The organism is Pseudomonas syringae pv. tagetis, from assembly GCF_022557255.1.
Taxonomy (GTDB): Bacteria; Pseudomonadota; Gammaproteobacteria; order Pseudomonadales; family Pseudomonadaceae; genus Aquipseudomonas; species Aquipseudomonas caricapapayae.
Genome location: NZ_CP092923.1, coordinates 4392105 through 4416354, shown reverse-complemented (window position 1 = coordinate 4416354; position 24250 = coordinate 4392105). Strand labels below are relative to the sequence as shown.

At 56.8% G+C, this 24250-nt stretch carries 21 protein-coding genes and 1 pseudogene; 8 read left to right on the top strand and 14 right to left on the bottom strand.

All coding sequences use genetic code 11. The annotated features are described in order from the left end of the window. Positions 1-37 precede the first annotated feature (37 nt). Positions 38-1165, top strand: a complete 1128-nt coding sequence (locus MME58_RS19635; RefSeq protein ID WP_054984590.1) for a GNAT family N-acetyltransferase — start codon at positions 38-40, stop codon at positions 1163-1165. A gap of 73 nt (positions 1166-1238) precedes the next feature. On the opposite strand, the gene MME58_RS19630 is transcribed toward MME58_RS19635, so the two are convergent. The 4 genes from MME58_RS19630 to MME58_RS19615 all read right to left on the bottom strand — a co-directional run bounded on the left by MME58_RS19630 (position 1239) and on the right by MME58_RS19615 (position 5599). Then, entirely contained in the window at positions 1239-3071 is a 1833-nt protein-coding gene (locus MME58_RS19630; protein WP_054984589.1) for an ABC transporter ATP-binding protein, read from the bottom strand. Between the two features lie 100 nt (positions 3072-3171). Then, complete coding sequence (locus MME58_RS19625) at positions 3172-3735, bottom strand: peptidylprolyl isomerase (protein ID WP_055005098.1); 564 nt, start codon at positions 3733-3735, stop codon at positions 3172-3174. 138 nt (positions 3736-3873) lie between these two features. Then, positions 3874-4662, bottom strand: coding sequence for an alpha/beta fold hydrolase (locus MME58_RS19620; protein ID WP_055005097.1), 789 nt, complete (start codon positions 4660-4662; stop codon positions 3874-3876). A gap of 13 nt (positions 4663-4675) precedes the next feature. Further along, positions 4676-5599: a LysR family transcriptional regulator gene (locus MME58_RS19615; protein ID WP_054984586.1), complete on the bottom strand. Its 924-nt coding sequence runs from the start codon at positions 5597-5599 to the stop codon at positions 4676-4678. 67 nt (positions 5600-5666) lie between these two features. On the opposite strand from MME58_RS19615, the gene MME58_RS19610 reads away from it, so the two are divergent. After that, positions 5667-5981 carry a hypothetical protein gene (locus tag MME58_RS19610; protein ID WP_055005096.1) on the top strand — a complete coding sequence of 105 codons (315 nt, stop codon included), beginning with the start codon at positions 5667-5669 and terminating at the stop codon, positions 5979-5981. A 165-nt stretch (positions 5982-6146) separates the two neighbouring features. Here MME58_RS19610 and MME58_RS19605 read toward each other — a convergent pair whose 3' ends face one another. Continuing rightward, a complete protein-coding gene (locus MME58_RS19605; protein WP_055005095.1) occupies positions 6147-10979 on the bottom strand; it encodes a M10 family metallopeptidase C-terminal domain-containing protein in 4833 nt (1610 codons plus the stop codon). A gap of 267 nt (positions 10980-11246) precedes the next feature. On the opposite strand from MME58_RS19605, the gene MME58_RS19600 reads away from it, so the two are divergent. Then, entirely contained in the window at positions 11247-12125 is an 879-nt protein-coding gene (locus MME58_RS19600; protein ID WP_055005094.1) for a carboxylate/amino acid/amine transporter, read from the top strand. A gap of 1 nt (position 12126) precedes the next feature. Here MME58_RS19600 and MME58_RS19595 read toward each other — a convergent pair whose 3' ends face one another. Then, positions 12127-12861: an SDR family NAD(P)-dependent oxidoreductase gene (locus MME58_RS19595; protein ID WP_054984581.1), complete on the bottom strand. Its 735-nt coding sequence runs from the start codon at positions 12859-12861 to the stop codon at positions 12127-12129. Positions 12862-13010: 149 nt separating this feature from the next. On the opposite strand from MME58_RS19595, the gene MME58_RS19590 reads away from it, so the two are divergent. After that, positions 13011-13586, top strand: a complete 576-nt coding sequence (locus tag MME58_RS19590) for a DUF1349 domain-containing protein (RefSeq protein ID WP_055005093.1) — start codon at positions 13011-13013, stop codon at positions 13584-13586. 56 nt (positions 13587-13642) lie between these two features. Here MME58_RS19590 and MME58_RS19585 read toward each other — a convergent pair whose 3' ends face one another. Further along, a complete protein-coding gene (locus tag MME58_RS19585; protein WP_055005092.1) occupies positions 13643-14080 on the bottom strand; it encodes a DUF3757 domain-containing protein in 438 nt (145 codons plus the stop codon). 626 nt (positions 14081-14706) lie between these two features. Continuing rightward, positions 14707-14910, bottom strand: a pseudogene (locus MME58_RS27895) (DUF3757 domain-containing protein); the annotation flags it as partial. 366 nt (positions 14911-15276) lie between these two features. Between MME58_RS27895 and tnpA the strand changes: the two are divergent. The 3 genes from tnpA to tnpC all read left to right on the top strand — a co-directional run bounded on the left by tnpA (position 15277) and on the right by tnpC (position 17604). After that, on the top strand, positions 15277-15609 hold the full coding sequence (gene tnpA / locus MME58_RS19580; RefSeq protein ID WP_055005091.1) for an IS66-like element accessory protein TnpA: 333 nt from the start codon (positions 15277-15279) through the stop codon (positions 15607-15609). Then, a complete protein-coding gene (gene tnpB, locus MME58_RS19575; protein WP_055005090.1) occupies positions 15606-15941 on the top strand; it encodes an IS66 family insertion sequence element accessory protein TnpB in 336 nt (111 codons plus the stop codon). The genes tnpA and tnpB overlap by 4 nt, the downstream gene beginning before the upstream one ends. 61 nt (positions 15942-16002) lie before the next feature. Next, positions 16003-17604: an IS66 family transposase gene (tnpC, locus tag MME58_RS19570; protein ID WP_055005089.1), complete on the top strand. Its 1602-nt coding sequence runs from the start codon at positions 16003-16005 to the stop codon at positions 17602-17604. Here tnpC and MME58_RS19565 read toward each other — a convergent pair. Beyond that, positions 17596-18345 (bottom strand): alpha/beta fold hydrolase, encoded by a 750-nt coding sequence (locus tag MME58_RS19565; protein WP_055005107.1) that lies wholly within the window; start codon positions 18343-18345, stop codon positions 17596-17598. The two genes, tnpC and MME58_RS19565, sit on opposite strands and share 9 nt — an antisense overlap. Further along, complete coding sequence (locus MME58_RS19560; protein ID WP_008012707.1) at positions 18338-18961, bottom strand: RBBP9/YdeN family alpha/beta hydrolase; 624 nt, start codon at positions 18959-18961, stop codon at positions 18338-18340. The genes MME58_RS19565 and MME58_RS19560 overlap by 8 nt, the downstream gene beginning before the upstream one ends. Positions 18962-19018: 57 nt before the next feature. On the opposite strand from MME58_RS19560, the gene MME58_RS27890 reads away from it, so the two are divergent. Then, positions 19019-19438, top strand: a complete 420-nt coding sequence (locus tag MME58_RS27890; RefSeq protein ID WP_420917736.1) for an Lrp/AsnC family transcriptional regulator — start codon at positions 19019-19021, stop codon at positions 19436-19438. Here the strand turns inward: MME58_RS27890 and MME58_RS19540 are convergent. The 4 genes from MME58_RS19540 to phbB all read right to left on the bottom strand — a co-directional run bounded on the left by MME58_RS19540 (position 19435) and on the right by phbB (position 23917). After that, positions 19435-20585, bottom strand: a protein-coding gene (locus MME58_RS19540) for an IS3-like element ISPsy29 family transposase (protein WP_122239182.1) whose coding sequence is annotated in 2 segments (ribosomal slippage) — positions 19435-20351 and positions 20351-20585 — 1152 coding nt in all. Because the reading frame shifts where the segments join, the coding sequence is not laid out codon by codon here. The genes MME58_RS27890 and MME58_RS19540 overlap by 4 nt on opposite strands. A gap of 40 nt (positions 20586-20625) precedes the next feature. Further along, positions 20626-21717 (bottom strand): isocitrate/isopropylmalate dehydrogenase family protein, encoded by a 1092-nt coding sequence (locus MME58_RS19535; RefSeq protein ID WP_055005086.1) that lies wholly within the window; start codon positions 21715-21717, stop codon positions 20626-20628. 55 nt (positions 21718-21772) lie between these two features. After that, positions 21773-23116, bottom strand: a complete 1344-nt coding sequence (locus MME58_RS19530) for a CitMHS family transporter (protein WP_054985641.1) — start codon at positions 23114-23116, stop codon at positions 21773-21775. 57 nt (positions 23117-23173) lie between these two features. After that, a complete protein-coding gene (gene phbB, locus MME58_RS19525) occupies positions 23174-23917 on the bottom strand; it encodes an acetoacetyl-CoA reductase (RefSeq protein WP_054985642.1) in 744 nt (247 codons plus the stop codon). Positions 23918-24250 lie beyond the last annotated feature (333 nt).

Below are 24250 nucleotides of genomic sequence, written 5' to 3'. Positions count from 1 at the left end.
GATATTCTTCACCCTGTCTGCCTATCGGGGAACCTGCATGCCTGTTCACGTTATCGACAGCCTCGGCACCGTCGCGCCAGCCCAATGGGATGCGCTGGTGCCAGGCAACCAGCCATTTCTGCGGCATGCATTTCTCAGTTCGCTGGAGGACAGCGGTAGTCTCGGGCCTCGTTCGGGCTGGCGTCCCGAGCATGTGCTGCACTATGAGAACGATCAACTGATGGCGGCGTTGCCGGCCTACCGGAAGTGGCATTCTTATGGCGAGTATGTGTTCGACCACGCTTGGGCAGACGCTTGTCGTCGCGCCGGAATCGCCTATTACCCCAAGCTGTTGGTAGCGGTGCCTTTCAGTCCGGTCGGCGGCTCGCGCATTCTGAGTAAAACGCCACAGGGCGGCATGGAGTTGCTCGGCGAGCTGCCGGCCTATCTGCAGAGTGAGGGGTTGTCTAGCGCGCACGTCAACTTCACCGATCCGGCTGCCGATGCCTTGCTTGCGTCGCAACCGGACTGGCTGCAGCGTTTTGGCTGCCAGTTCCACTGGCATAACCGGGGCTACCGCGACTTTCAGGATTTTCTCGACGCATTGAGTTCGCGCAAGCGCAAGCAGATGCGCAAGGAGCGCGAGCAGGTGGCGGGGCAGGGCATTCAGTTTGAATGGCTCGAAGGCGCGCAGATGACCGAGGTGCTGTGGGACTTCGTCTATGCCTGCTACTCCAATACCTATGAAGTACGCGGGCAAGCGCCGTACCTGACCCGCGAATTCTTCAGCCTGCTGGCCGAGCGCATGCCGGAATCGATTCGCGTGGTCATCGCCTTGCAAGGCTCACGCCCTGTGGCGATGGCCTTCAGTCTGATCGGCGACGACAGCTTTTATGGTCGTTACTGGGGTTGCCTGGCCGAGTTTGACCGCCTGCACTTCGAGACCTGTTTCTATCAGGGCATGGACTACGCAATCGCCCATGGCCTGCAACGATTCGATGCGGGTGCGCAGGGTGAGCACAAACTGATCCGCGGCTTCGAACCGCAGATTACCCGTTCGTGGCATTACCTGATGCATCCTGGATTGAAAGAGGCTGTCAGCGAGTTTCTGGAGCAGGAGCGAGTCGGCGTAATGGCCTATGCAGAGGATGCGCGCAGTGCGCTGCCGTATCGGCAGGCGGACTGATCGACCAGCAGACATTCAGCGGCCGCACTGACCTCTTCGCTTGCTCGGGAAGAGGCCAGCAATCTCTCTGCGCTCAATCCACCCCCACAAACCCCCCGGTCTGGTGCTGCCACAACCTCGCGTACAATCCGCCACGTGCCAGCAGTTCGCTGTGCGTGCCGGTTTCGGCTATCTGGCCTTTCTCCAGAACCACAAGGCGATCCATGCGCGCGATCGTCGACAAGCGGTGCGCGATGGCGATCACGGTCTTGCCCTGCATCAACGTTTCCAGGCTCTCCTGAATCGCTGCTTCGACTTCCGAGTCGAGTGCCGACGTGGCTTCGTCCATGATCAGGATCGGCGCGTCCTTGAGCAGCACACGGGTAATCGCGATACGCTGGCGCTGACCACCGGACAGCTTGACGCCGCGCTCTCCCACATGGGCGTCAAAACCGGTGCGACCTTCGGAGTCCGACAGCAACGGGATGAACTCTTCGGCGCGGGCCTTGCGAATCGCTTCCCAGAGCTGCTCGTCAGTTGCGTCAGGGTTGCCATACAGCAGGTTCTCGCGGATCGAACGGTGCAGCAGCGACGTGTCCTGGGTAATCATGCCGATCTGCGCACGCAGGCTTTCCTGAGTGATTTCCGAGATGTCCTGGCCGTCGATCAGAATCCTGCCGCCCTGCACGTCATACATGCGCAGCAGCAGGTTCACCAGCGTCGACTTGCCTGCGCCTGAAGGGCCGATCAGACCGATTTTCTCGCCCGGCTTGATGTCCAGGTTGAGGTTGTGAATGATCCCGTTGCCATTGCCGTAATGGAAATCGATGCCGTCGAACCGGACGCCGCCGTTTTCTATCTTCAGCGGCAATGCACCGGGTTTGTCATTGACCGTAACAGGCTGCGAGATACTCTGCAGACCGTCCTGTACGGTGCCGATGTTTTCGAAAATGCCATTGACCACCCACATGATCCAGCCGGACATGTTGACGATGCGGATCACCAGTCCTGTGGCCAGTGCGATCGCACCCACCGAGATCATGGACTGAGTCCACAGCCAGAGCGCCAGACCGGTGGTGGTGACAATCAGCACGCCGTTCATGGTGGTGATGGTGGTGTCCATCGACGTGACGACGCGGCCAGCCAGCTGGCTTTTTTCGGTTTGATCGCGCATCGCTTCGCGAGCGTACTGCTGCTCGTGGTTGGTATGGGCGAACAGCTTGAGGGTGGTGATGTTGGTGTAGCCGTCGACGATTCGGCCCATGAGCCGGGAGCGGGCATCCGAAGAGTCCACCGAGCGCTGCTTGACCCTGGGCACGAAATACATCAGCGAGAGTATGAACGCCACGATCCAGGTGCCCAGCGGGATCATCAGGCGCCAGTCTGCTTCGGCGAACAGCACCATGGCGCTGATCGCGTAGATCAGCACATGCCACAGCGCATCCACCGACTGCACTGCTGAATCGCGCAACGAGTTGCCGGTCTGCATGATGCGCTGCGCGATACGCCCGGCGAAGTCGTTCTGGAAGAAATTGACGCTCTGTTTGAGCACGTAGCTATGGTTCTGCCAGCGAATCAGGTTGGTCATGCCGGGGCTGATGGTCTGATGCACCAGCAGGTCATGCAGGCCGACAAAGATCGGCCGCAGCAGCAGGGCCACCACCACCATCCAGATCAATTCCGGGCCGTGGGTGCTGAAGAAGCTCTCCGGCGGCGTGGTCTGTGCCAGGTCGATGATGCGGCTCAGGTAGTTGAACAGCGACACCTCGATCAGTGCTCCGACCAGCCCGACCACCAGCAGCGCGGTGAACGTCGGCCATACCTGACGCAGGTAATAGAGGTAGAACGCGAAGACGGTATTGGGCGGGGCAGGGGTAGGAGCGTCTTTGAAGATATCGATCAGTTTTTCAAAACGACGATAAAGCATTGGCTATCACACCCACGCGACGTGGGTTCTCCTTGATAAGTGGAGGCTCTCCCGTCCGGATCGCATGAAGCCTGGGGCTTCATGCGATGCAGGTTCCTGCTCAGTCGACGCGTTTGGCGGACTTGATCAGGATCGGGTCGATTGGCACGTTTTGCATGCCTTTCTGAGTGCTGGTCTGGGCGTTGACGATGTTGTCGACAACGTCCATGCCTTTGACGACTTTCCCGAACACCGCATAACCGAAGTCACGCTTGCCGTTGTCGAGCATGGCATTGTCGTTGGTGTTGATGAAGAATTGACTGGTGGCCGAGTTCACGTCGGAAGTACGGGCCATGGCGATGGTGCCACGGACGTTGTGCAAACCGTTCTGTGCTTCGTTCTTGATCGGGTCCTTGGTCGGCTTCTGAACCAGTTGCTGGGTGAACCCGCCGCCCTGCACCATGAAGCCTGGAATCACGCGGTGAAAGATGGTGTCGGTGTAGAAGCCGCTGTCGACATAACCCAGAAAGTTCTGGGTGCTGACCGGCGCCTTGGTGTCCGCGAGCTCGATTTCAATCTGGCCGAAGCTGGTGTCGAGCACCACATGGGTGGCCTTGTCTTGCGCGGCCATCAGGTTGGCGGCAAACAGCACGGAGCAGGCGGCGAGAGCGATTTTTTTCAGCATGTGGCAACACGTCCTTCGGTAAGAGATATCGACTGTGACCGGCAAGGTAACCACGTTTGGCGTCCTTTGCCCAGCGCGTTGGAGGGTTTGCAAGGCTTCACGCAAGCGGTCTGCCTGCCAACAGTCCGCACACGTTTTTCAGACTGCGGTGCTCGCGATGAATTCCAGCAGTGTGCGATTGAATTGCTCTGGCTGGTCCAGCGGCGTGGCATGCCGGGAGTCGTTGATGACCTCCAGCCGTGCGTTGGGCAGGCGTTTGACGTAAGCCTCCTTGAGCGCGACCGGTGTGTAATCATGTTCGGCGGCAATGATCAGGGTCGGGCAGGTAATACGCCCCAGCCTGTTCTCCACGCCCCAGCCGACGATGGCATCGAAACTGGCCAGGTAGGCGCGCTTGTCGTTTCTGCCCCAGCGCTCGGCCATCTTGCGCCGCAGGTCGGCCTGTTCCGGGTGTGGAAACAGCAGCTTGCCCAGCGCCTTGCCCAGGGTTTCCATGCTGACGATGCGTGACAGGGTCCAGCGTCTCGCCCACTGCCACAGGTCTGCGGCGCTTCTGACCTTGACCTGCGGCGCGCTGTTGACGATGCACAGGCTCTTGAGCAACTGCGGCTGATCGGTGGCCAGCTGGAAGCCGATCATCCCGCCCATCGACAGGCCGACCAGGTGCACAGGGCCCAGACGAAGGTGTTCGATAAGCGCCTCTACGTCATTGCTCATGGCCCGAATACTGTAGCGCCCGTACGGTTTGTCCGAGCGCCCATGGCCGCGCATGTCCATGGCGATGACGCGGTATTGCCTGGCCAGTACCGGAATCTGATATTCCCAGTCCTGACAGCTTGAACCCAGGCCATGCAGCAGCAGGACAGGTTCGCCCTGGCCGTACTCTTCATAGTGCAGCGAACAGTCGTCGTGTTCGAAGAACGCCATGTGCCTTCTCCTGTCAGGCGTGTTGGGGAGCGTGGGTGGCTGTGGTGAGCGGCGTTGTGTCGAAGGTGCGGATCAGATCGATCAGAATCTGGGTGGCCGGGCCCAGTGGCCTGTCCTTGCTGGAGTAAAGATAGAATATCGGGTTGCGACTGCCGCCCTTGTCCAGGCGCAGTGGTTTGAGCAGCCCCTCGCGCAGTTCACGCTCGATCATGTGGCGAGGCAGCCAGGCGAAGCCCAGCCCGTTACTGACGAAGGTCGCGGCTGTGCCCAGGCTGCCGACTGTCCAGCGCTGTTCTGCACCCAGCCAGCCAAAATCCCGCGGTTGCTGCCTGCCGGAATCGCGAATGACCACTTGCAGCTGGCTTTCGAGGTCCTGGAAGGTCAGTTCGCGATTGGTCTGGTGCAGTGCGTGGTCCGGATGAGCCACGGCGACGAACTCGACGGCGCTCATCTCGGTGCCCAGATGGCCAGCAATGCCGTAGCTGCTGATGGCCAGGTCCGCCACACCTTCGAGCAGCACTTCCTCGACACCCGAGAGCACTTCTTCACGCAGCCGCACGCGGCAACCACGGCTCTGCGGCATGAACGCGGTCAACGCCCTGACCAAGCGCGCCGAAGGGTAGGCCGCATCGATCACCAGACGCACTTCCGCTTCCCAGCCTTGCTCCATATGGTGAGCGAGGTCTTCCAGTTGACTGGCCTGCTTGACCAGTTGCCGCGAGCGGCGCAGCAGCACGCCTCCTGCATCGGTCAGCACGGCCTTGCGCCCGTCTATGCGCAGCAACGGCACGCCGAGCTGTTCCTGCATGCGTGCCACCGTGTAACTCACCGATGATTGCGAGCGGTGCAGCGCCTCGGCGGCCTGAGCAAAACCACCGTGATCGACCACCGCTTGTAACGTGCGCCACTGGTCGAGAGTCACGCGGGGCGCTTTCATGCTGTAATTCCTCTTAATGTGCTGGCTTATTGTTCTATTCTGACAATCCCGCTTCGGAGATCGCTGAATGAATCGACTGTGCTGTGTACTGCTGGTCATGTTGCCTGTGACAGCTTTCGCGTACCCCATCGAGGTGGAAAAACAGTACCAGGGCGTGAAGATCGATTACGTGACGCACGACGTCTATCACAACATCGGATCGATCACCGTCAGCAACTATGGGGATGTAGACGCCAAATGTTCGGCCGTGTTCGTCAACGGGCCAGAGGCACCGCGTACACGGCATGTGCAGGTTGGCGCAGGTCAGAGTGTCGACGTTTCATCCACGTTCAATCGCAGCATCATCAAGTTGCGAATCAGGCTCAACTGCCAGCCAGCCTGAGAGTAGAGCGCTCTTATGGATAAAACAAATTTATGCAGGGGCGCGCAAAGCGCCGGGAAATGCATTCCCACGCGAGCGTGGGAATGATCATTGTCATGCTCTGAGCCCCGTGCTTCGGGCTCGGTCAGGCTTGCATACAGCGCTGAGCGCCGAGCCCATGCAGGGTCAGACGATGATATCGGCGGCCTGCAAGGTTTGTACGCCAGTGAGCTGGATTTCGAAGTCCGCCCCGACGTTGTCATCGGTGTTGCCATACAGCACACCGTCGGCAAAACGAAGCTCACCGCTGTTGTTGGCGCTGAACGCCGCGTTGCCGATGAACACAAACGCATCATGGCTATCGGTCAGCGGTCGGGCATCGAAACCGGAGAAGTCCAGTTTGTCGCCTTCTGCGGCCTTGAAGCCATTGATGATGTCGCGCAGGCTGCCCAGCCCCGCTTCGTTGCTGTTATTGAACACGTAGTGGTCGGCACCGGTGCCGCCGATCAGGGTGTCGGTGCCGACTCCACCGATCAGCACGTCGTCGCCTGCGCCGCCGGACAACGTGTCATTGCCCTCGCCGCCGCTCAGCGTGTTGGCGTTTTTGTTACCGGTCAGTGAGTCGGCAAACTGGCTGCCGGTCAGGTTCTCGATGCCCTTCAGTGTGTCCAGCCCCGAGCCTCCGGTGGCCTGTTGTGCGCTGGTGTTCAGCGCCACGGTGACTCCGGCACCCGCCAACAGATACGACACTGTGTCATTGCCGTCGCGTCCGTCCAGAACATTGTCGCCTGCGCCTGCGTAAATCAGGTTGTCGAGGGCATTGCCCGTTGCGTTGGCGGCCCCCGTGCCGGTAACCACGATGTTTTCCAGGTTGGCCCCCAGCGTATAGCTGGACAACGCGCTGTAAACCGTATCGACGCCGCCCACCTGTTTATCGGCATTGGTCTCGACCACCCGGTCTGCGACATCGTCGACGTAATAACTGTCCGATCCATCGCCGCCGGTCAGCAGGTCGGCACCCGCTGCGCCGTCGAGAATGTTGTTGCTGGCATTGCCGGTAATGACGTTCTTCAATGCGTTACCGATGCCATTGGTGGCAGATACACCGGTCAGCAGCAGGTTTTCCACATTCGCCCCCAGCACCCAGCTGACGGAAGACACTACGGTATCGATCTGCGAGGGCGAATCATTGCTTTCGGTGACGGTATCGAGCGCGTTATCGACCACGTAGATGTCGTTGCCGTCACCGCCGGTCATGGCGTCTGCGCCCTGATCGCCATCCAGTACGTCGTTGCCGGCGCTGCCCACCAGGGTGTCGTCATCACTGGTGCCAAAGATGTTGCCACCTTCGTTCTGGCCACTTTCGAAAATGGCCGCCGGGTCATTGTTGTCGCTGGTATTGCCTTGAAAGCCCAGATCATCGGCAATGAAGTCCGCCAGACGCTGGCCGACTATTTCGGCAGACTCTTCATGCAAATGCCAGACGTCATCGGGGTAAACCAATGGGTTGACCTCGTAGCGCAATGGCAGGTCGGTATAGTCAACCGCCAGCTTGACGTCGGCACGCTCGTTGGCGATGGCTTCCTGGGCAGTTCTTACGTACCCGGCACCCTCGACGATGGCGTTGATCTTTTCCTCGGTGTAACCACGCGCCTTGGCCGCTTCGGTCTGGTAATGGCCGGTTTCAGCCATGTACACGGTAAAGTCGCCTATCTGTGCATGCAGGTAATCGAATACCTTCAGGGTCGAGGCTTTGTACAGATCGGCTGCCGCCTGCTTGTCAGTGGCGCGGGCGATTTCCTGTGCGGCTTCTTCGCCCTGGCCCCATATGATCCCGGTCGTCACTTTGTCGATAGACGTCAGCGATGCCAGTTGCGACTTGAGCAGTTCAGCAGCGCGCAGCAGTGCCGGGCCAGGCTGATCGGTATCGACCAGCCACCAGGAAACACGCTGTTCTTCCTGGGTGCCGGTCGAGTAGCCGACGACGGTGCTGCCGCCCACGGCAAGGTCAATACCATCACCATTGGCATCGGTGAACTGACTGCGGACGTCGTAATCGGTGTAACGGGCCAGGTCCTTGACCATTTCCGAGGTGCCTGACTGGTTATCGTCCTCGGTCATCCGTAGCAGGCGGGCGTTGGACTGGCCCAGCGTCGGCAGGTAGAGAATTTCCTGGGCCTCACGCTGAGCGAAGACGAAGTCCGCGTCGGTCAGGGTGTCGATCAGATTGCCGCTCAGGGCGATTTCGAAGCGATTGCCGTCGGCATCCGGCGTGGCCGACTTGATGTAGGTTTTGTCGCCTGTCTCGTTGAGGGTCATGTACAGCGTGTGGTCTTCACCGCTGCCCAACCCCAGAAAGCCCAGAGCGGATACGTCTATCCTGTCCTGACCGGGAGTGAAGTCGTAGATCGTGTCGGTGGCGGTCAGCCCGCCAGCGTCGTAATCGCGATAGCTGTCGGTGAGTGCGCTGTAAACGAATGTGTCGGCATCGGCTCCACCGTACAAGGCGTCGCGCCCTGCGCCACCGTTTATAATGTCGGCACCGGTATCGCCGCGCAGCGTATCGTCGCCGCCCAGCCCCAGAAGGGTGTCGTTACCTTCGGTGCCGTACAGCGATTCCGCATTCTCGGTGCCGGTCAGAATACCCGGCGTCACGTTGCCCACGGTGATGGCAAAGCTGTCAGCCACCGACGCGCCCGTGGCATCGCTGGCGCTCAGCAGCACGGAGTAAAGTCCTGATGCAGTGCCGCTTGGCGTGCCGCTGAACGTCAGGGTCTTGCTGTCGAACTTCAACCACTCGGGCAGGGCGCTGTTATCACCCAGGGTTGCGCTGTAAGTCAGTGTGTCGCTGTCTGGATCACTGAAACTGCCAGGTTGCACCGCATAGGAGAACGCTTTCAGCTCGGTAACGTTCTGGTCCATCAGCGGCGTATTGAGTACCGGTGCCTGATTGGCGGCCGACGCGGTGGAGAAGATGAAGCTGGACGCACTCAGTTTGTCGAGCAGATTGCCTTGCAGCGCGATCTCGAAGCGATTGCCGGTAGTGTCGACTGCATTGGTCTTGATGTAGGTCTTACTGCCGTCGGCATTGACGGACAGGTAGATGGTATTGGCGCTGCCATCCCCCAGGCCACGCAGGCCGATGCTGGACAGGTCGATTCGGTCCTCGGCAGGGTTGAAGTCGGTGATGGTGTCGCTTTGCTTGGTACTGCTGGCGTTGTAGTTGCGATAGCTGTCCAGCCGCGAGTTATAGACGAACACGTCCGCGCCTGCCCCCCCGGTCAGGGTATCGGCATCAGCCCCGCCGTTGATGATGTCTGCACCAGCCCCGCCGTCGATACGGTCAATACCGGCATTGCCATTGATGACATCATTGCCGTCAGTGCCGGTGAGAGTATCGCCACCCGCCGTACCCTCCACGACCCGCTGAAAGATGAAATGGCTGGCATTGAGTGTGTCTTTCAGGTTGCCGCTCAAGCCCAGTTCGAAGCGGTTGCCACTGGCATCGGCGTCGAGTGACTTGATGTAAGTCCGGTCGAGCGTGGCGCTGTAGCTGATGTTCAGCGTGCCGCCTTTGCCGCTGCCCAGCCCGCTGAACCCCAGGTTTGTCAGGTCGATGCGGTCCTGGCTGATGTCGAAGTCGGTGACCAGGTCGGTGGCGCTGGCGGTCGCCGTGCGGTAGCTGTCGGTCAACTGATCGAAGCGAAAGGTGTCGGCACCCGCGCCGCCAGTGAGTTTGTCGGCACCGGCACCGCCCACCAGAATGTCGTCACCGGCACCGCCGCTGAGTGTGTCCTTGCCGGCCAGCCCGAGAATCATCTCGTTTGCTGCACTGCCGGTGATCGCATCGTTGGCCTCTGTCCCTTGCACGGTGACCAGGGGAAACGAATCGCCTGCAAAGCTGCCATCGCCGTAAACCAGGGTCAGCCCTTTGCTGGTGTGACTGATGGTGTTGCCGACGATACTGTTGCGGTCGGTGCCGTCTTCGTTGCGCTCGGCAACGCCGTAGGTGGAGTTGTCACTGCCTGTGATCACATTGCCGCGGATCAGGTTGTCGCTGCCGTTGAAATATTTGCCGGAGACGCCCGAGGTGTCGTCGTAGGATTGAATGATGATCTCTGGCACAGGCGCGCCGAGCGAGTTGTTGCTCAGGGTGTTATCAAAGACATCCACCCCGGAACTGCCGTAGATGCGTACGCCCGCACTGCCGTTGTCGTGAATGTCCAGGCCGCTGACCGAGACCTGGCTGGACAGCTTGATGAGCACGCCTTCGGCACCGTTGCCGTAGACCGCGCCACCGGTGATAGTGATATTGGCGGGCGAGGGGATGTTTTCACTGCCGCGCTGTACCACGATGCCGGTGCTGCCATTGCCGTAGGCGACGTTGTTGCTCAGGGTAAAATCGTGGGTGCTGGTCACCACGTTGAAGCCGTGGCGGTCGTTGTTGTAAGCGATGTTGTTTTCAAACACGCTGTCGCTCAGGTAATCGGCCACGAAGCCGTCGAGGCCGTTGCCATGGGAGACACTGTTCTTGATCACCATATTGACGGTCTGTTCGTGCGGGTCAAAACCGTATCCCGAGCAATCCTTGATCTCGACGCTGTCCAGCGTCACGTTCGAGTCCTTGCCGTCAGAGCCTGGAATGTAACCGTTGAACCAGCCGTCGACCTTGCCTGTGGTCGCGTCCCGGTTACCGTCCAGTGTCAGATTTTTCATGCCGAAGTCGTGAGTCTCTTCGCCGTAGGCCGAGCGCACGATGCCGGTGATTTTGGTATCCGAGCCATCCGCGAGTTTGATGACCGTCTCGCCCATGCCTGCGCCCGACAAGGTGACGTTGCTCTTGAGCATCAGGCAGCCATCCGAAGGCTCCTCGCCGCCGGACACAATGTATGTCCCGGCCCCCATGACCACTTCCCCACCGCCTGCCGCAGCGGCTGCGTCGATTGCGGCCTGAATGGCTGCCGTATCGTCAGTGACGCCGTCGCCCAGTGCTCCAAAATCTTTTGTGTTGAATATCATGATGTTACTCCAGGCGACGCGCATTTCAGGTGAGGAAGTCAATATTGCAGCGGTCCGATCATAAGACCTTTCGTTCAGAAAAAGTTGCTTGATATGGTCTATATTTTCGGCGAAACCGACGACATGTGCGTCAATAATGCAGCTGTCATATTTGTGACGGGTAACGCGGGTCGCGGCGATGGGTTGGCGTCAAAAAGCGGCGGCCTTCGAGTGGACAGTGAATGACGCAACCGCTATGGTCGCGCCCTTCAAAAATGAGGGGCGGGCATGGGATATCTACTTTTCGTCACACTGATTCAGGCGTTTTCGTTCAGCCTGATCGGTGTTTACCTGGCCGGGCACGTCGACAGCTACTTCGCGGTGCTGGTCCGCGTGGTGCTGGCCGGTCTGGTGTTCATTCCGCTGACCCGTTGGCGTCAGGTCGAACCCCGCTTCATGCGCAGCATGCTAGTGATTGGCGCGCTGCAGTTCGGCGTCACTTATGTATGCCTGTACCTGAGTTTCAGGGTGCTGACGGTGCCGGAAGTGCTGCTCTTCACCATCCTCACGCCGCTGCACGTGACGTTGATCGAAGATGCGCTGAACCGACGCTTCAACCCCTGGGCATTGCTGGCGGCGGTGGTCGCGGTGCTGGGCGCTGGCGTGATTCGTTACGATGGCCTGGACGGCGACTTCCTTGGCGGTTTCCTGTTGCTGCAACTGGCCAACTTCACCTACGCCGCGGGGCAGGTGCTGTACAAGCATCTGGTGGCGCGCCACCCGAGCGACCTGCCGCATTACCGACGCTTCGGCTATTTTTATCTCGGCGCCCTGGCCGTGGTCCTGCCGGCGTTCCTGATGTTCGGCAACCCGCAACACCTGCCCGAAGCACCGACCCAATGGATCGTGCTGCTATTTCTCGGCCTGGGTTCGACGGCGCTGGGCATGTATTGGTGGAACAAAGGCGCGTGCATGGTCAACGGCGGCACACTGGCGGTGATGAATAACCTGCATGTGCCGCTGGGGCTGTTGATCAATCTGCTGATCTGGAACCAGCATGAGGACTTCACCCGCCTGCTGATCGGCGGCGGGGTGATCGTGGCGTCGGTGTGGATCAGTCGGTTGGGCGTGCGGCGCGTGCCGGAGGGCGTTTCCGGCACGCCTTGAGTCAGACGTGCTGGCCGCCGTTGACGTGAATCTCTGCACCGTTCACATAGGACGCGCCGGCCGTGCACAGGAAGTAGATCAACGAGGCGACTTCCTCTGGCTTGCCCAGCCGGTGCATCGGCACCAGCCGCTCGACAATCTCTGCGGTGCCGGGTGACAGAATCGACGTATCGATTTCCCCCGGCGCAATGGCATTGACCCGTATCCCGTGCGGGCCGAAATCGAAGGCCATTTCTCGGGTCAGCGCCGACAGCGCCGCCTTGGACGTGGCATAGGCAACACCTGCAAACGGGTGGACCTTCGAGCCGGCGATGGAGGTGACATTGATGATGCTGCCCTTGGCCGCCTTCAACTCGTCAAACAAACCCCGGCCCAGCAGAGCGGTGGAGAACAGATTGACGTTGAATACCTTGATCCAGGTGCTGTAATCCGACTCCAGCACACCCATGCGCCCACCGTCCTCGGTCTTCGGTGAAACGCCGGCATTATTGACCAGCGCATCGAGCCGTCCGCCGAGCTTGTCCTTGATCGCCGCCATGCTCTCGCTGACGCTGTCGATGTCTTCCAGGTCCAGATGGATATGATTGAGCAGACCTTCAGCCCACGGGCAGTCAGCGACCCAGTTCTGCCGCGACGCCGTAAACACTTCCCAGCCAGCAGCATTGAAATGCTTGACCGTGGCATGACCGATACCCCGGCTTGCGCCAGTCAGCAAAAGCTTTTTCTTGTCGCTCATGAGTGCGTTCCGGTGTTGAGGGTGGAAGCATCATGTTTTTTGGTGGGTGGGGTGTCAATAACGGTGCGGTGATTGGCTGCGTGCGCTATGGGTATTGTGTTTGTCATCCAATAACCTACTCTCGGCATCAACCCCAAACAGGAGGCGACATGTTCGACAAAGGCATCTGGCTGAACCAACCCCGGCACTGCAGCGTGACGGACGAGCGCCTGACAGTCACCACAGACCCGCAAACCGATTTCTGGCAGCAGACGCACTACGGCTTCTGCCGCGACACCGGTCATTTTCTGGGTGTTTCGGTGACCGGTGATTTCACTGCGCAAGTGCATGTGCAGGGTGATTTCAAGACGCTTTACGATCAGGCGGGCTTGATGGTCCGCATTGACCAGCGCAACTGGGTCAAAACCGGCGTTGAAGTCAGCGACGGAGCCCTGATGCTGGGCAGCGTTTTAACCTGCGGACAATCCGATTGGGCCACGGGGGCGTTTGATGAGTCGTCATCCGGCCTCTGGCTGCGAGTCACAGTCGCCAAGGGCGTGCTGCGTATTCAGCACTCCAGCGACGGGCTGCGCTGGCCGCTGCTGCGCCTGGCACCATTTTCGGTGAGTGGGTCTTATGCCGTAGGGCCAATGTGCTGCAGTCCGGAGCGGGGCGGGCTGGAGGTGGTGTTCTCTCATTTTAAGGTCATGCCTGCGCTGGGCAAGGATTTGCATGATCTGACGTGAGTGGTTCTTCAGCGAGCCGTTGCAGGCTCGCTGAAGAGCGACAGGGTTATTTTGTGTTACTGAACGACGGTGAACTTGCAGTTTTCAGGTGATGTTTTTTCACACACGTTATAGACCAGACCAAAAGGCCCATCTTCTTTCTTCCAGACACTGCCTGCGGTTTTTACAGTGAAATCCTTATTATTTTTAGCGATGAAACGCATGTCCAGCGCCTCTCGCCCACCGATGTTGTAGGTGCAGTGCTGCAACATCTGAGGTGCGTCTGCACCCTCTTGAATAGCGATGGCCAGGTCAAAGGACTGCACAGGCATTTTCTTTGTTACAACGCCTTGCAGCACGCCTGTCCACTCACCGCCATTGCCGCTCGCCCGGTATACACCGGGCGATACCTGTTCGATCTTCGCGATAGCAGGGCAGTTTTCCGCCGCTTGAGAGGTCATGGACATGCCCAGCAGGGAAGTTGCAATTGCAGCGCTGACTAATATTTTTTTCATGATATTCCTTTGTTTGAAAATTCAATTCTTAATGTGTGTGTAGGCTTGCGTGCGGATTTTTGGCGTGGTGAGAGGATGCGAGCTTTTTGGATCCGCCAGTTGGTTACATATTTCTATATGGTGCGTAACGGCAAGTTTGTTGCGTGTTGTCTCGTCATAAAGGCGTCTGTGTTTTATTGCTGATTTGACCGTATTCAATGCACATGGAGCTATCTTAGGCGCTAGACTATTTACTGTCTGCGCCTTCAAGCCTTAATTGTGTGTAGGAAATGACGTTGGTTCGTGTGGGGATGGTGGGGTGGTTGAATTTTTGGAACCCTGAGCGTATATCCGTCACGCTGGATCTGATAAAAAATCAACCTGAAGGCCGCCATCACTGTAATAAGTAAATGGAAAATATCCCACTTATCCGTTCGTAATCGAACCAGGGCGTGACGCTCGGCTATTCGGCGTCTCGTGGAAGGGGAAACCTGTCAGGTTCCCCCTTGTTGTTCTGTCATCGCATGTTTGGACGGCGTTGTTTTCCGACGGACAGTGGCCTATTTAACGAGCGTGAAGGTGCATTTCTCTGGATCGATTTTTTCACACACGTGATTGATCATGCCAAAGTAACCATCTTCTTTTTTTCAGTAATTTCCTTCGACTTTTACGATGACGTCTTTTCCGTCTTTTCCGGTGAAGCGCATGTTTAACTTGTTGTCTTTTTCTATATTGTACTCACAGTATTGTAATCGTTGCGGTGCGCTGTCACTCTCCTGAGTGACAGTTGCAAGTTTTAAGGAAAGCACCTTGAGGTTTTTTTCTATCTCTGTTGAGGACGTCCCTGTCCATTTTCCCCACTTGCGGTGTAGCCGCCTGCATTATCCTGCTGAACTTTAGAGAGCACTGGGCAGCTTTCGCTCGCCTGGGCGGCCGCCGCAATTAACAGCAGGCATGACCCAGTCATGGCGCTGAATAATCTGTTCATCATAAATATTCCTTTATTTATGTTTAATAGTTATTGGGCACAATCGGTACAGGTAACCATTTTGTGAGTATGCGTTGCCGTTGTTGTTTGTCAAGGCACCCCGAATACAATGTTTGGCATTTAAAAGTATCCGTCCGGCCAAGTCATCTACTCAGCCCCGCAAGGCCACGACATGGTGTGCACTTAAATTTAAGTGGGCACCAATTCTAGCCTTTTAAGCGGGTATTTCATGCAGCCAACACGCCGTACCTATTCAAAATCCTTCAAGGCCCAGGTCATTCAAGAGTGTGTCCAACCCGGCGCTTCGATTGCCAGCATCGCACTCAGCCATAGCCTCAACGCAAACCTCGTCCACAAATGGATTCGAGTGCACGCGCAGAAAAGCACTGCGCTGCAACCTGCATTTATTCCGTTACCCATGCCGCTGGCCGGAGCAAATTCGCAAGCGACATCGTCGAATATCTGCGTTGAGATCCAGCACCCGCACGGCACCATCAAAGTGAACTGGCCAACTGAAAGTGCTGCCACCTGCGCGACGTTTCTTCGAGATCTGCTGCGATGATTCGCATCGACTCCATCTGGCTTGCCACCGAGCCGATGGACATGCGAGCGGGCACCGAAACCGCGTTAGCCAGGGTGATCGCGGTGTTCGGTGCGGCGAAGCCGCACAGTGCTTATCTGTTTGCCAACCGCCGCGCCACTCGCATGAAAGTTCTGGTGCATGACGGCTTCGGTATTTGGCTGGCTGCACGTCGGTTAAATCAGGGTAGGTTCCACTGGCCAAGCATTCGTCATGGCTCTGAAATGCAGTTGGACACCGAGCAACTTCAGGCCTTGGTATTGGGTCTGCCATGGCAACGCGCGGGTTCCGGCGGCGCGATCACACTGCTTTAACGCCTGCCATTAGCCCATCGATCTATCGCCGCGAACGGCCTGCTCTGGCAAAATTCGAGGCATGACTTCTTCGCCCGACCTCGACCAATTGTCCCCCGACCAACTGCGTGCCTTGGCGGCGCAGTTGCTCTCGCAAGTCGAGACCATGGGCAAGACGGTCGAGACAATGGGTAAGAAGATCAACCGCGATCAAACGGTGATCGAGAAGCTGACCCACGAGATCGCACAACTCAAGCGCTTGAAGTTTGCCAAGCGTAGTGAGCAGATGAATCCTGAGCAGGCCAGCCTGCTAGATGACCTGATCGATACCGATATCGCGGTGATTGAAGCAGAGCTTCAGGCGTTGCAAACAATGCCAGCGACGACCGAGAAAAAGCAAAAACCCAAGCGCACTGCATTGCCGGCAGAGTTTCCACGCACGTTGATCCATCACGAACCGGACAATACTCACTGCCCCTGTGGCTGCGCCCTCAAGCGCATCGGTGAAGACGTCAGCGAGAAGCTGGACTACACGCCGGGCATATTCACCGTCGAGCGCCATGTTCGCGGAAAATGGGTCTGTGATGACTGCGAAACGCTGATCCAGGCGCCGGTTCCGGCGCAGATCATCGACAAGGGCATCCCGACCGCCGGACTGCTGGCCCACGTCATGATCGCCAAGTTTGCCGACCACTTGCCGCTTTACCGCCAAGAGTCGATTTTCGGTCGAGCCGGCTTGGCGATTCCACGTTCAACGTTGGCTCAATGGGTTGGCGTGACGGGCGTGCAGTTACAGCCGCTGGTCGACGCGCTGCGCGACGTGGTGCTTGGGCAGCAAGTCATCCATGCTGATGAAACACCAGTGCAGATGCTCGCTCCAGGCTCGAAGAAAACTCACCGCTCTTATGTGTGGGCCTACACCACCAGCCAGTTCTGTGAAACAGCGGCTGTCGTTTATGACTTCAGTCCCAGTCGCGCTGGTGAGCATGCTCGCAAGTTCCTGCAAGGCTGGAAGGGCAAGCTGGTCTGTGATGATTTTGGCGGTTACAAGGCCAGCTTCGAACTCGGCGTGACCGAGATCGGCTGCATGGCCCATGCGCGGCGTAAGTTCTTCGAGCTGCACGCCACTAACAAGAGCATGCTCGCCGAGCAGGCCCTGCGCTATATCCAGTTACTGTACGAAATCGAACGTGACGCCCGCGATCTGGAGCCGGATTTACGACGCCGAATACGGCAAGAAAAAGCCGTACCGGTGATGGATGTGCTGCATACCTGGATGATCGCCCAGCGTGATCTCGTGCCTGAAGGTTCGGCTATCAGCAGAGCCCTGGATTACAGCCTCAAACGCTGGGCGGCGCTGTCGCGCTACCTCGATGACGGAGCCGTACCCATTGACAACAACTGGGCAGAGAACCAGATCCGACCGTGGGCCCTTGGGCGCAAGAACTGGCTCTTTGCAGGGTCGTTGCGCAGCGGCAAACGGGCCGCAGCGATCATGAGTTTGATCCAGTCGGCGCGGCTGAATGGGCATGATCCGTATGCCTATTTAAAGGATGTTCTCAAGCGGCTGCCGACGCAGCGAGCAAGCGAGATCGGACAACTGCTGCCGCATCAGTGGACGGGGCCTGGCTTAATGGTGCCTTCGGCAGACGCTTTTGCGTGTATCAACTCTCACTCAGGCTAATAGGCCCGCAACCAGTCGACCAAACGCTGCGGGATGTTGCAACATCATTAGGTGTCCAACGTCTGGCATGATGGTGAGACTCGTCGCTCCCTTATTTGCCCAGTCAGGAACATCCCAACCTCCGACTGAGTGTTCACCCGCCAACAAATGCACCGGTACCGAAGCGAACACGCTCCTTAAGATTGTTTGATAGTCAGGGCGCCCTGTGACCGCCACTACCGATTGGGCCATCGCTTGCAAGGTTGAAGCAGGTTGGTGGGCAAGCCAGGTCTTCGCAGTTTCTGTTTTGCCAGCGGGCCACAGTATTCCGGATCGCTCCAGCCAGGCCTCGGGATCGGCCCGGAATCCCTCCAGCATGGTTTCTGCTTGCTCTACTGACATGTTCGCGACGGACGATGACCAGAAGGCATCCTTCAGGGTGAAGTTACCTTCAACACTGACAAGGCTCTTCACGCGCTCTGGGTAGCGGTGGGCAAATGCATAGGCCACCACTCCACCGACCGAATGCCCAACAAGATTCACTGCACATTCATTGAACTCGGCTTCGACCACCTCGCGTATTCGTTCGACCTGTCCCTGAATATTGATGTTCCCTACAGGCGTATCTTGATGGTTTCCATAGCCGTAAAGGTCAGGTGCAAGGAAAGGTCGATCACCGAGTTGTCTATGAATCTCAGGATCATTCAACGTACCGATAAGGCCGTTGATGAATACAACAGGGGCGTTGGATGCGTTATTCATTTGGCTTTCCTTGCGAACAATGAAGTGAATTCTTTTCTTTAGCGTCGTGAACGGTTGAGCGAACATCTGGGACGGGGCTCACAGACATTGCGACGAGATCTTCCAGCAACGCTCTCCCCTGAAGCCAATCACCAAGTCCGCTGGCAGAATTGATGTGCCCTTGGGGCCCGATGTTCACCAGGCGGCTGCCCCAGGCTTCTGCACATCGCTGGCTATAATCCATATCTGCATATGGGTCGTTGCAGCTTGCGACAACGGTACTTGGAAATGCAAAACGCTTCAGGCCAAGTGGACTAAATCCTAGCGCCTCGTTCGGAAAAGTGGAGCGGTCGGGGTCTGGTACAGCAACCAGCAAAGCAGCCCTAACCAATGTGCGACTACATTGCGCCCAGTGGGCGACTTGCAGGCAGCCAAGGCTGTGGGCTACCAACACGATGTCGGGCCCCGCTCGGCTAATAGCGGCCTCCAGATTCTCGACCCATTTTGTGCAAACTGGTCGATTCCAGTCTTGCCCCCCAATGCTCTCCATGGAAGCGTCGGTGTGTGCCCATATCGTCTGCCAGTGACCTGGCCCGGAATTGCCAATGCCCGGGAGGAGCAATATCGAAGGTGTCATTTCTTGTTTCTCAGAAGGGGTGTCCGCAGAATGTAGCGAATGACACATCGACCTTGGATGGCAAATCATCCGAAAGAAGCGTCGTCAACCGATGATTCATCGGATTACTCAGTAGAGGAAAAGCATGGGACTGGACAGCAAAGATTGGCAGATTCTGGAGGCACTGCAAAAGAATGCACGGCAAAGCCTGGCATCCTTGGGCAAGCGCATTGGGCTTTCCCAACCGGCTATGAGCGAGTTCAGAAACTCGAAGCTGCGGGTGTCATAGAGGGTTACAGCGCGCGGGTAAGTTTGCGTGAGGTAGGGTTGGGGTTGCAGGCGATTCTGCGCATTCGCACAACTCACCAGCACATCAAGCGCTATCTGGAGTTGTTTAACAACATACCTGAGGTGCTAGAAGCTGACAGGATTACGGGAGAAGACTGCTTCATAGTCCGTTGCGCGTTTTCTCAGCCTGAATCGCCCCGGATTCTCTAGACACCTTGCAAGCTCATTGCGTAACGTTTTTCAAACTCTACCGGTGACAGCTGATTGTTGAAACCATGGCGGCGTTTTGGGTTGTAGAACATCTCGATGTAATCGAACACATCACTACGAGCATCTTGCCGTGAGGTGTAGATTTTCCGCTTGATTCGTTCCCGTTTCAGAAGCTGGAAAAAGCTCTCAGCCACGGCGTTGTCATGACAATTGCCTCGGCCGCTCATGCTGGCAACCAAATTGTTTGCCTTCAAAAAACTGCGCCAATCGGAGCTGCTGTACTGGCTGCCCTGGTCGGAGTGAACCATCACCTCTTGTTTCGGTTTTCGCCTCCAAACCGCCATCAATAACGCATCAATGGCCAAATCACTGGTCATCTGCGACTTCATTGACCAGCCAACGACCTGACGAGAAAACAGATCCAGCACCACCGCCAAATACAGCCAGCCTTCATACGTACGAATGTAGGTGATGTCGGTGACCCAAACCTTGTTGGGTTCCACGACATCGAACTCGCGCTTCAGTAAATTGGGTGAGGCGACCGCTGGCTTACCGCCGTACTTTCCAGGGCGACGTCGATACCCTGTCTGAGAGCGCAGACCTTCAAGACGCATCAACCTCGCCACACGATGCCGACCACAATCTTCACCGACCTCGCGCAGGTCGTCATGGATTTTGCGATAGCCATAAACTCCGCCGCTCTCCAGCCACGAGTGCTTGATCAAACCCAGCAATCGCTGGTCGTCTTTAGCGCGTGCAGATTGCGGCTCAGACAACCAAGCGTAATAACCACTGGGATGGACTTTCAGCGTCAGGCAAAGCCGTCGAATGGAGTAGTCGCCCGCGCGCTGCTTGATAAAGGCGTACTTCAGCCGCACTCCTTGGCAAAGTACGCTGCGGCCTTTTTTAAGATGTCTCGCTCTTCAGTGACCCGCTTGAGTTCCGCTCGCAGACGACGCAGTTCAGCGTGCTGATCATCGTCTTGCTGCCGTTCTGCCTGAGGTTTGCTGTAGCGCTTTATCCAGGCATAGAGGCTATGCGGTGACACGCCAAGACGCGCCGCCACATCAGCGACAGGCAGCTTCTTTTCGGTCACTTGATTGACCGCTTGGATTTTGAATTCTTCGGGATAACGTGGGTTGCTCATGGCACCTCCTGATTGGCCTCAGTTTAAGGCATGGAGGTGTCTACGAAACCCGGGGCGATTCAGAACTGCTTAGCACTGCAGCTACCTTCAGCCCAAACGCGCTGCAGCCTTGCAAGCCTCCGATATCGGCGGTTCGTTTGCTGGGATCTTCCAGTACGATATCCACTGCCGTGGTAATAGCAGTAGATGCTTCTAACAGTCCCTGATGATCGCGACGTTCGCCCATCCAACCAAGCAACATGGCAACGGAAAGAATCATCGATACCGGATTGGCTTTATCCTGGCCGGCAATGTTGGGTGCAGACCCATGTTGCGCCTGAGCGCAGCAGTGTTTGTCGCTGGCCATTATCGATCCGGCGAGACCGAGACTGCCGGATAGCTCACTAGCCAAATCACTAAGGATGTCGCCGTAAAAATTTGTAGTCACAAGCACATCGAAACGCTCTGGATTGCGCACGAGATGCGCCGTACACGCGTCAACCAACAAGTCATCCAACTGCACATCTGGAAAGTCTCGGCTGACGTCCCGTACACATTCCATGAACAAGCCATCGGTCATATGGAAACTGTTGGTCTTGTGGACAGCGGTAACCTTCTTTCTCCGTACTGACGCGAGCTCGAAAGCGCGACGGGCGATACGCTCGCAGCAGTGACGTGTGATCTTGCGGGTAGACAATGCCATGTCTGGTGTTGGCATCACCTCACCCCAGCCCCGGCTCATGTTGCGGTCAGGGTAAAAGCCTTCAGTCGCCTCGCGCATGATGATCAGATCCATAGTTCTCCCTTCGCGCATGTTCGATTGCAGGAAGGAACGTGTTCTGGCGGGCCGAACATTCGCATACAGATCCAGCCCTGTACGGAAAGCGGCGGAGATGTTGCGGCCTCCCTTTTCAGGTGCAGGATAATCGGCGTGGGACTGTGTGCCGAGAATGATGCCGTCGTACTCCTTCGCTTTTTTCAAAACATCATCACGCAAAGTAGTGCCGTATTTCTCAAGGCTCACGAAGCCGACATCATCATGATCAAAGCTCAACCCTAATCCGAACTTCTCATTCGCCGCTGATAGTACGGCCAGTGATGAACTTACAATTTCAGGCCCGATTCCATCACCTGGTAACACCAATAAACGCATAGCCTAGGCTCCGAATTCAACTCTGGCCGGAACGAAGCCGGCCAGGTTTGTTTGCTTACGATGCCACCGAATACAGTGGGAAGAGGCCCAATAACATTGAAGACATCATGATGAGCAACGACAGCGCCAGAGACCATTTGAATGTGTACTTTTGATGATCGCTGAATTCGACGCCGGCGAGGCCTACAAGCAAGTAGGTTGAGGCCACGAGTGGGCTAAGTAGATGCACCGGCTGACCTGCCATCGATGCGCGTCCGATTTCTGCGGCGGAAATACCGTAAGCCTCCGCTGCATGAGCCAGCACCGGAAGTACACCGTAATAGAAAGCGTCGTTAGACATGAAGAAGGTGCCCGGAATGCTGACCAAGGCGGTGATTGGTGCGAGATAAGCACCCCATGATTCAGGCAAAGCCCACAGAAGCGTATCGGACATGGCTTTTACCATGCCCGTCCCTGACAGGATGCCAGCAAAAATACCTGCAGCAAGGAAGATGGCTATCTGATTAAGTGCGGTTGGAGCATGTGCGGCAATCCGTCGACGTTGGTCATCAATGCTTGGGTAGTTGATGACCAAAGCAATCGAGAACGCCATCATGAACAGAATTGGCAATGGCAAAAGCTCCACTACCAGGCACCCCATCAATGTCACTGTGAGGACAGCGTTGAGCCAGAACATCTTAGGCCGACGCAACTCGGCGTTTTCAGCGCTGAGCGTCATCAGGTCGGACATATCTTCGTCTGCGCCTCGGGCGTATCGACCACTACCTCCAGCGGGTAGCTTGAGCGTTCCTAACCGACGACGCTCTTGTATCCCCAGGTAAAAAGCCAGCAGGACTACGCCGGCAAAGCTTATGAGCATTGATGGAATCAAAGGCAGGAACAGCTCAGTGGTTTCAACCTGCAGCGCTGCAGCAGCACGTGCAAGTGGCCCTCCCCAAGGCAGTAAGTTTGTGACGCTCGCTGCCAATATAACCACGCACGGAAGGATCAAAGGATTGAGTCCAAGCCTCCTGAATAACGGCAGCATGGCCGTAAGTGTAATCATGTAGGTAGTAGAACCATCGCCGTCCAGGGAAACCATCCCCGCCAATATTGTTGCGAATACGACGGCTTTGGCTGGATCGCCTTTGATCAGACGAATAAAGGTTTTGATGATTGGATCGAACAGGCCGGTATCAAACATCATCCCGAAATAGAGGATCGCGAACATGACCATCACTGCGGTGGGTGCGACCTTGCGCAGCCCCTCGATCATCATGGTGCCCATGTCGCCTGTGAACCCAGCCATCATTGCAAAGATGATGGGAATGATGGTCATGGCTACCAAGGGGGCAAGCCGCTTGGTCATGATCAATGTCATGAACACCACAATCATGCCGTAGCCAAAAAAGGACAGCATTGAAATCTCCTGGTTAGGATTATTTTTATAAGGGAGTAACTAAGCGGCGCATCAGCGTCACGTCATATGCAACCCGCCGTTTACGGCGAAATCGGCACCTGTGACGAATGAAGATTCTTCCGACGCTAGCCATGCACACATTGCCGCGACTTCTTCGGGTTTACCGAGGCGCTTCATAGGGATGTCTTCGACGATCTTGTCCATCAAAGACGTGTGAGTTATCGATTTCAGCCGCTCAGTGCCTATGTAACCTGGTGAGACGGTGTTGACCGTGACCCCACGGTGAGCGACCTCTCTAGCCAGAGCCCGAGTGAAACCACGAATTGAAGATTTCGCCGTGGTGTAATTCACCTGACCGATATGTCCCAGCTGTGCATTGACCGTTGAGATGTTGATAATCCGCCCCCAGCGCCTTGAGCTCATACCATCGACAACTTGCTTGGTTACGTTGAACAGTGAGTTGAGGTTGGTATCGATAACGGTTTGCCAATCGTTCGGTGACATGTCCTTGAACAGCACGTTGCATGTGGTGCCAGCGTTGTTTACTAGCACATCGATAGGGCCGACTTCTTTGATGATCTTGTCAAAGGCTGCCACTGTAGAGTTCCAATCTGCTACGTTGCCTTCACAGGCAATGAACTCAAATCCCAGTTTTTTATTCTTTTTCAACCAAGCATCTTTGATCGCAGAATCTGGCCCGCAGCCTGCCACGACGATGAAGCCGTCTTTGTGAAGTCTCTGGCAGACAGCGGTGCCAATTCCACCCATTCCGCCAGTGACAAACGCGATTCGTTTGGACATGAGCAGTCCTCCTAAAATGACAAGGTGCATCGGAAGTTCGAGATATTCACTGAGCTCTACGTCGCATGTAGTTCGGTAATCGGCATCCGATTACCGCTTCTGGACGAAGGGGGCGGTCAGTCGGTGGTTCGGACTGCTACGCAGTCGCCGATGACTATTGGTGAAAGGAGTTTGATCAGGCGTATCTGAAGGAGTCGATCCATGGGCAAGTCTCTTTTATTGTTTTTCATCAACTGGCTGAGTCCTCATCCTAGGGGCATGCTGTCGACATTTGAATTGGTCATTGGGTAACGAAGCCTTCTCCAAACGAGAATGCTGAAGTCAATCTGACGA

Coding starts and splice junctions, on each gene's coding strand:
- MME58_RS19635 (WP_054984590.1), top strand. CDS start 38: ATGCCTGTTCACGTTATCGACAGCCTCGGCACCGTCGCGCCAGCCCAA.
- MME58_RS19630 (WP_054984589.1), bottom strand. CDS start 3,071: ATGCTTTATCGTCGTTTTGAAAAACTGATCGATATCTTCAAAGACGCT.
- MME58_RS19625 (WP_055005098.1), bottom strand. CDS start 3,735: ATGCTGAAAAAAATCGCTCTCGCCGCCTGCTCCGTGCTGTTTGCCGCC.
- MME58_RS19620 (WP_055005097.1), bottom strand. CDS start 4,662: ATGGCGTTCTTCGAACACGACGACTGTTCGCTGCACTATGAAGAGTAC.
- MME58_RS19615 (WP_054984586.1), bottom strand. CDS start 5,599: ATGAAAGCGCCCCGCGTGACTCTCGACCAGTGGCGCACGTTACAAGCG.
- MME58_RS19610 (WP_055005096.1), top strand. CDS start 5,667: ATGAATCGACTGTGCTGTGTACTGCTGGTCATGTTGCCTGTGACAGCT.
- MME58_RS19605 (WP_055005095.1), bottom strand. CDS start 10,979: ATGATATTCAACACAAAAGATTTTGGAGCACTGGGCGACGGCGTCACT.
- MME58_RS19600 (WP_055005094.1), top strand. CDS start 11,247: ATGGGATATCTACTTTTCGTCACACTGATTCAGGCGTTTTCGTTCAGC.
- MME58_RS19595 (WP_054984581.1), bottom strand. CDS start 12,861: ATGAGCGACAAGAAAAAGCTTTTGCTGACTGGCGCAAGCCGGGGTATC.
- MME58_RS19590 (WP_055005093.1), top strand. CDS start 13,011: ATGTTCGACAAAGGCATCTGGCTGAACCAACCCCGGCACTGCAGCGTG.
- MME58_RS19585 (WP_055005092.1), bottom strand. CDS start 14,080: ATGAAAAAAATATTAGTCAGCGCTGCAATTGCAACTTCCCTGCTGGGC.
- tnpA (WP_055005091.1), top strand. CDS start 15,277: ATGCAGCCAACACGCCGTACCTATTCAAAATCCTTCAAGGCCCAGGTC.
- tnpB (WP_055005090.1), top strand. CDS start 15,606: ATGATTCGCATCGACTCCATCTGGCTTGCCACCGAGCCGATGGACATG.
- tnpC (WP_055005089.1), top strand. CDS start 16,003: ATGACTTCTTCGCCCGACCTCGACCAATTGTCCCCCGACCAACTGCGT.
- MME58_RS19565 (WP_055005107.1), bottom strand. CDS start 18,345: ATGAATAACGCATCCAACGCCCCTGTTGTATTCATCAACGGCCTTATC.
- MME58_RS19560 (WP_008012707.1), bottom strand. CDS start 18,961: ATGACACCTTCGATATTGCTCCTCCCGGGCATTGGCAATTCCGGGCCA.
- MME58_RS27890 (WP_420917736.1), top strand. CDS start 19,019: ATGGCAAATCATCCGAAAGAAGCGTCGTCAACCGATGATTCATCGGAT.
- MME58_RS19535 (WP_055005086.1), bottom strand. CDS start 21,717: ATGCGTTTATTGGTGTTACCAGGTGATGGAATCGGGCCTGAAATTGTA.
- MME58_RS19530 (WP_054985641.1), bottom strand. CDS start 23,116: ATGCTGTCCTTTTTTGGCTACGGCATGATTGTGGTGTTCATGACATTG.
- phbB (WP_054985642.1), bottom strand. CDS start 23,917: ATGTCCAAACGAATCGCGTTTGTCACTGGCGGAATGGGTGGAATTGGC.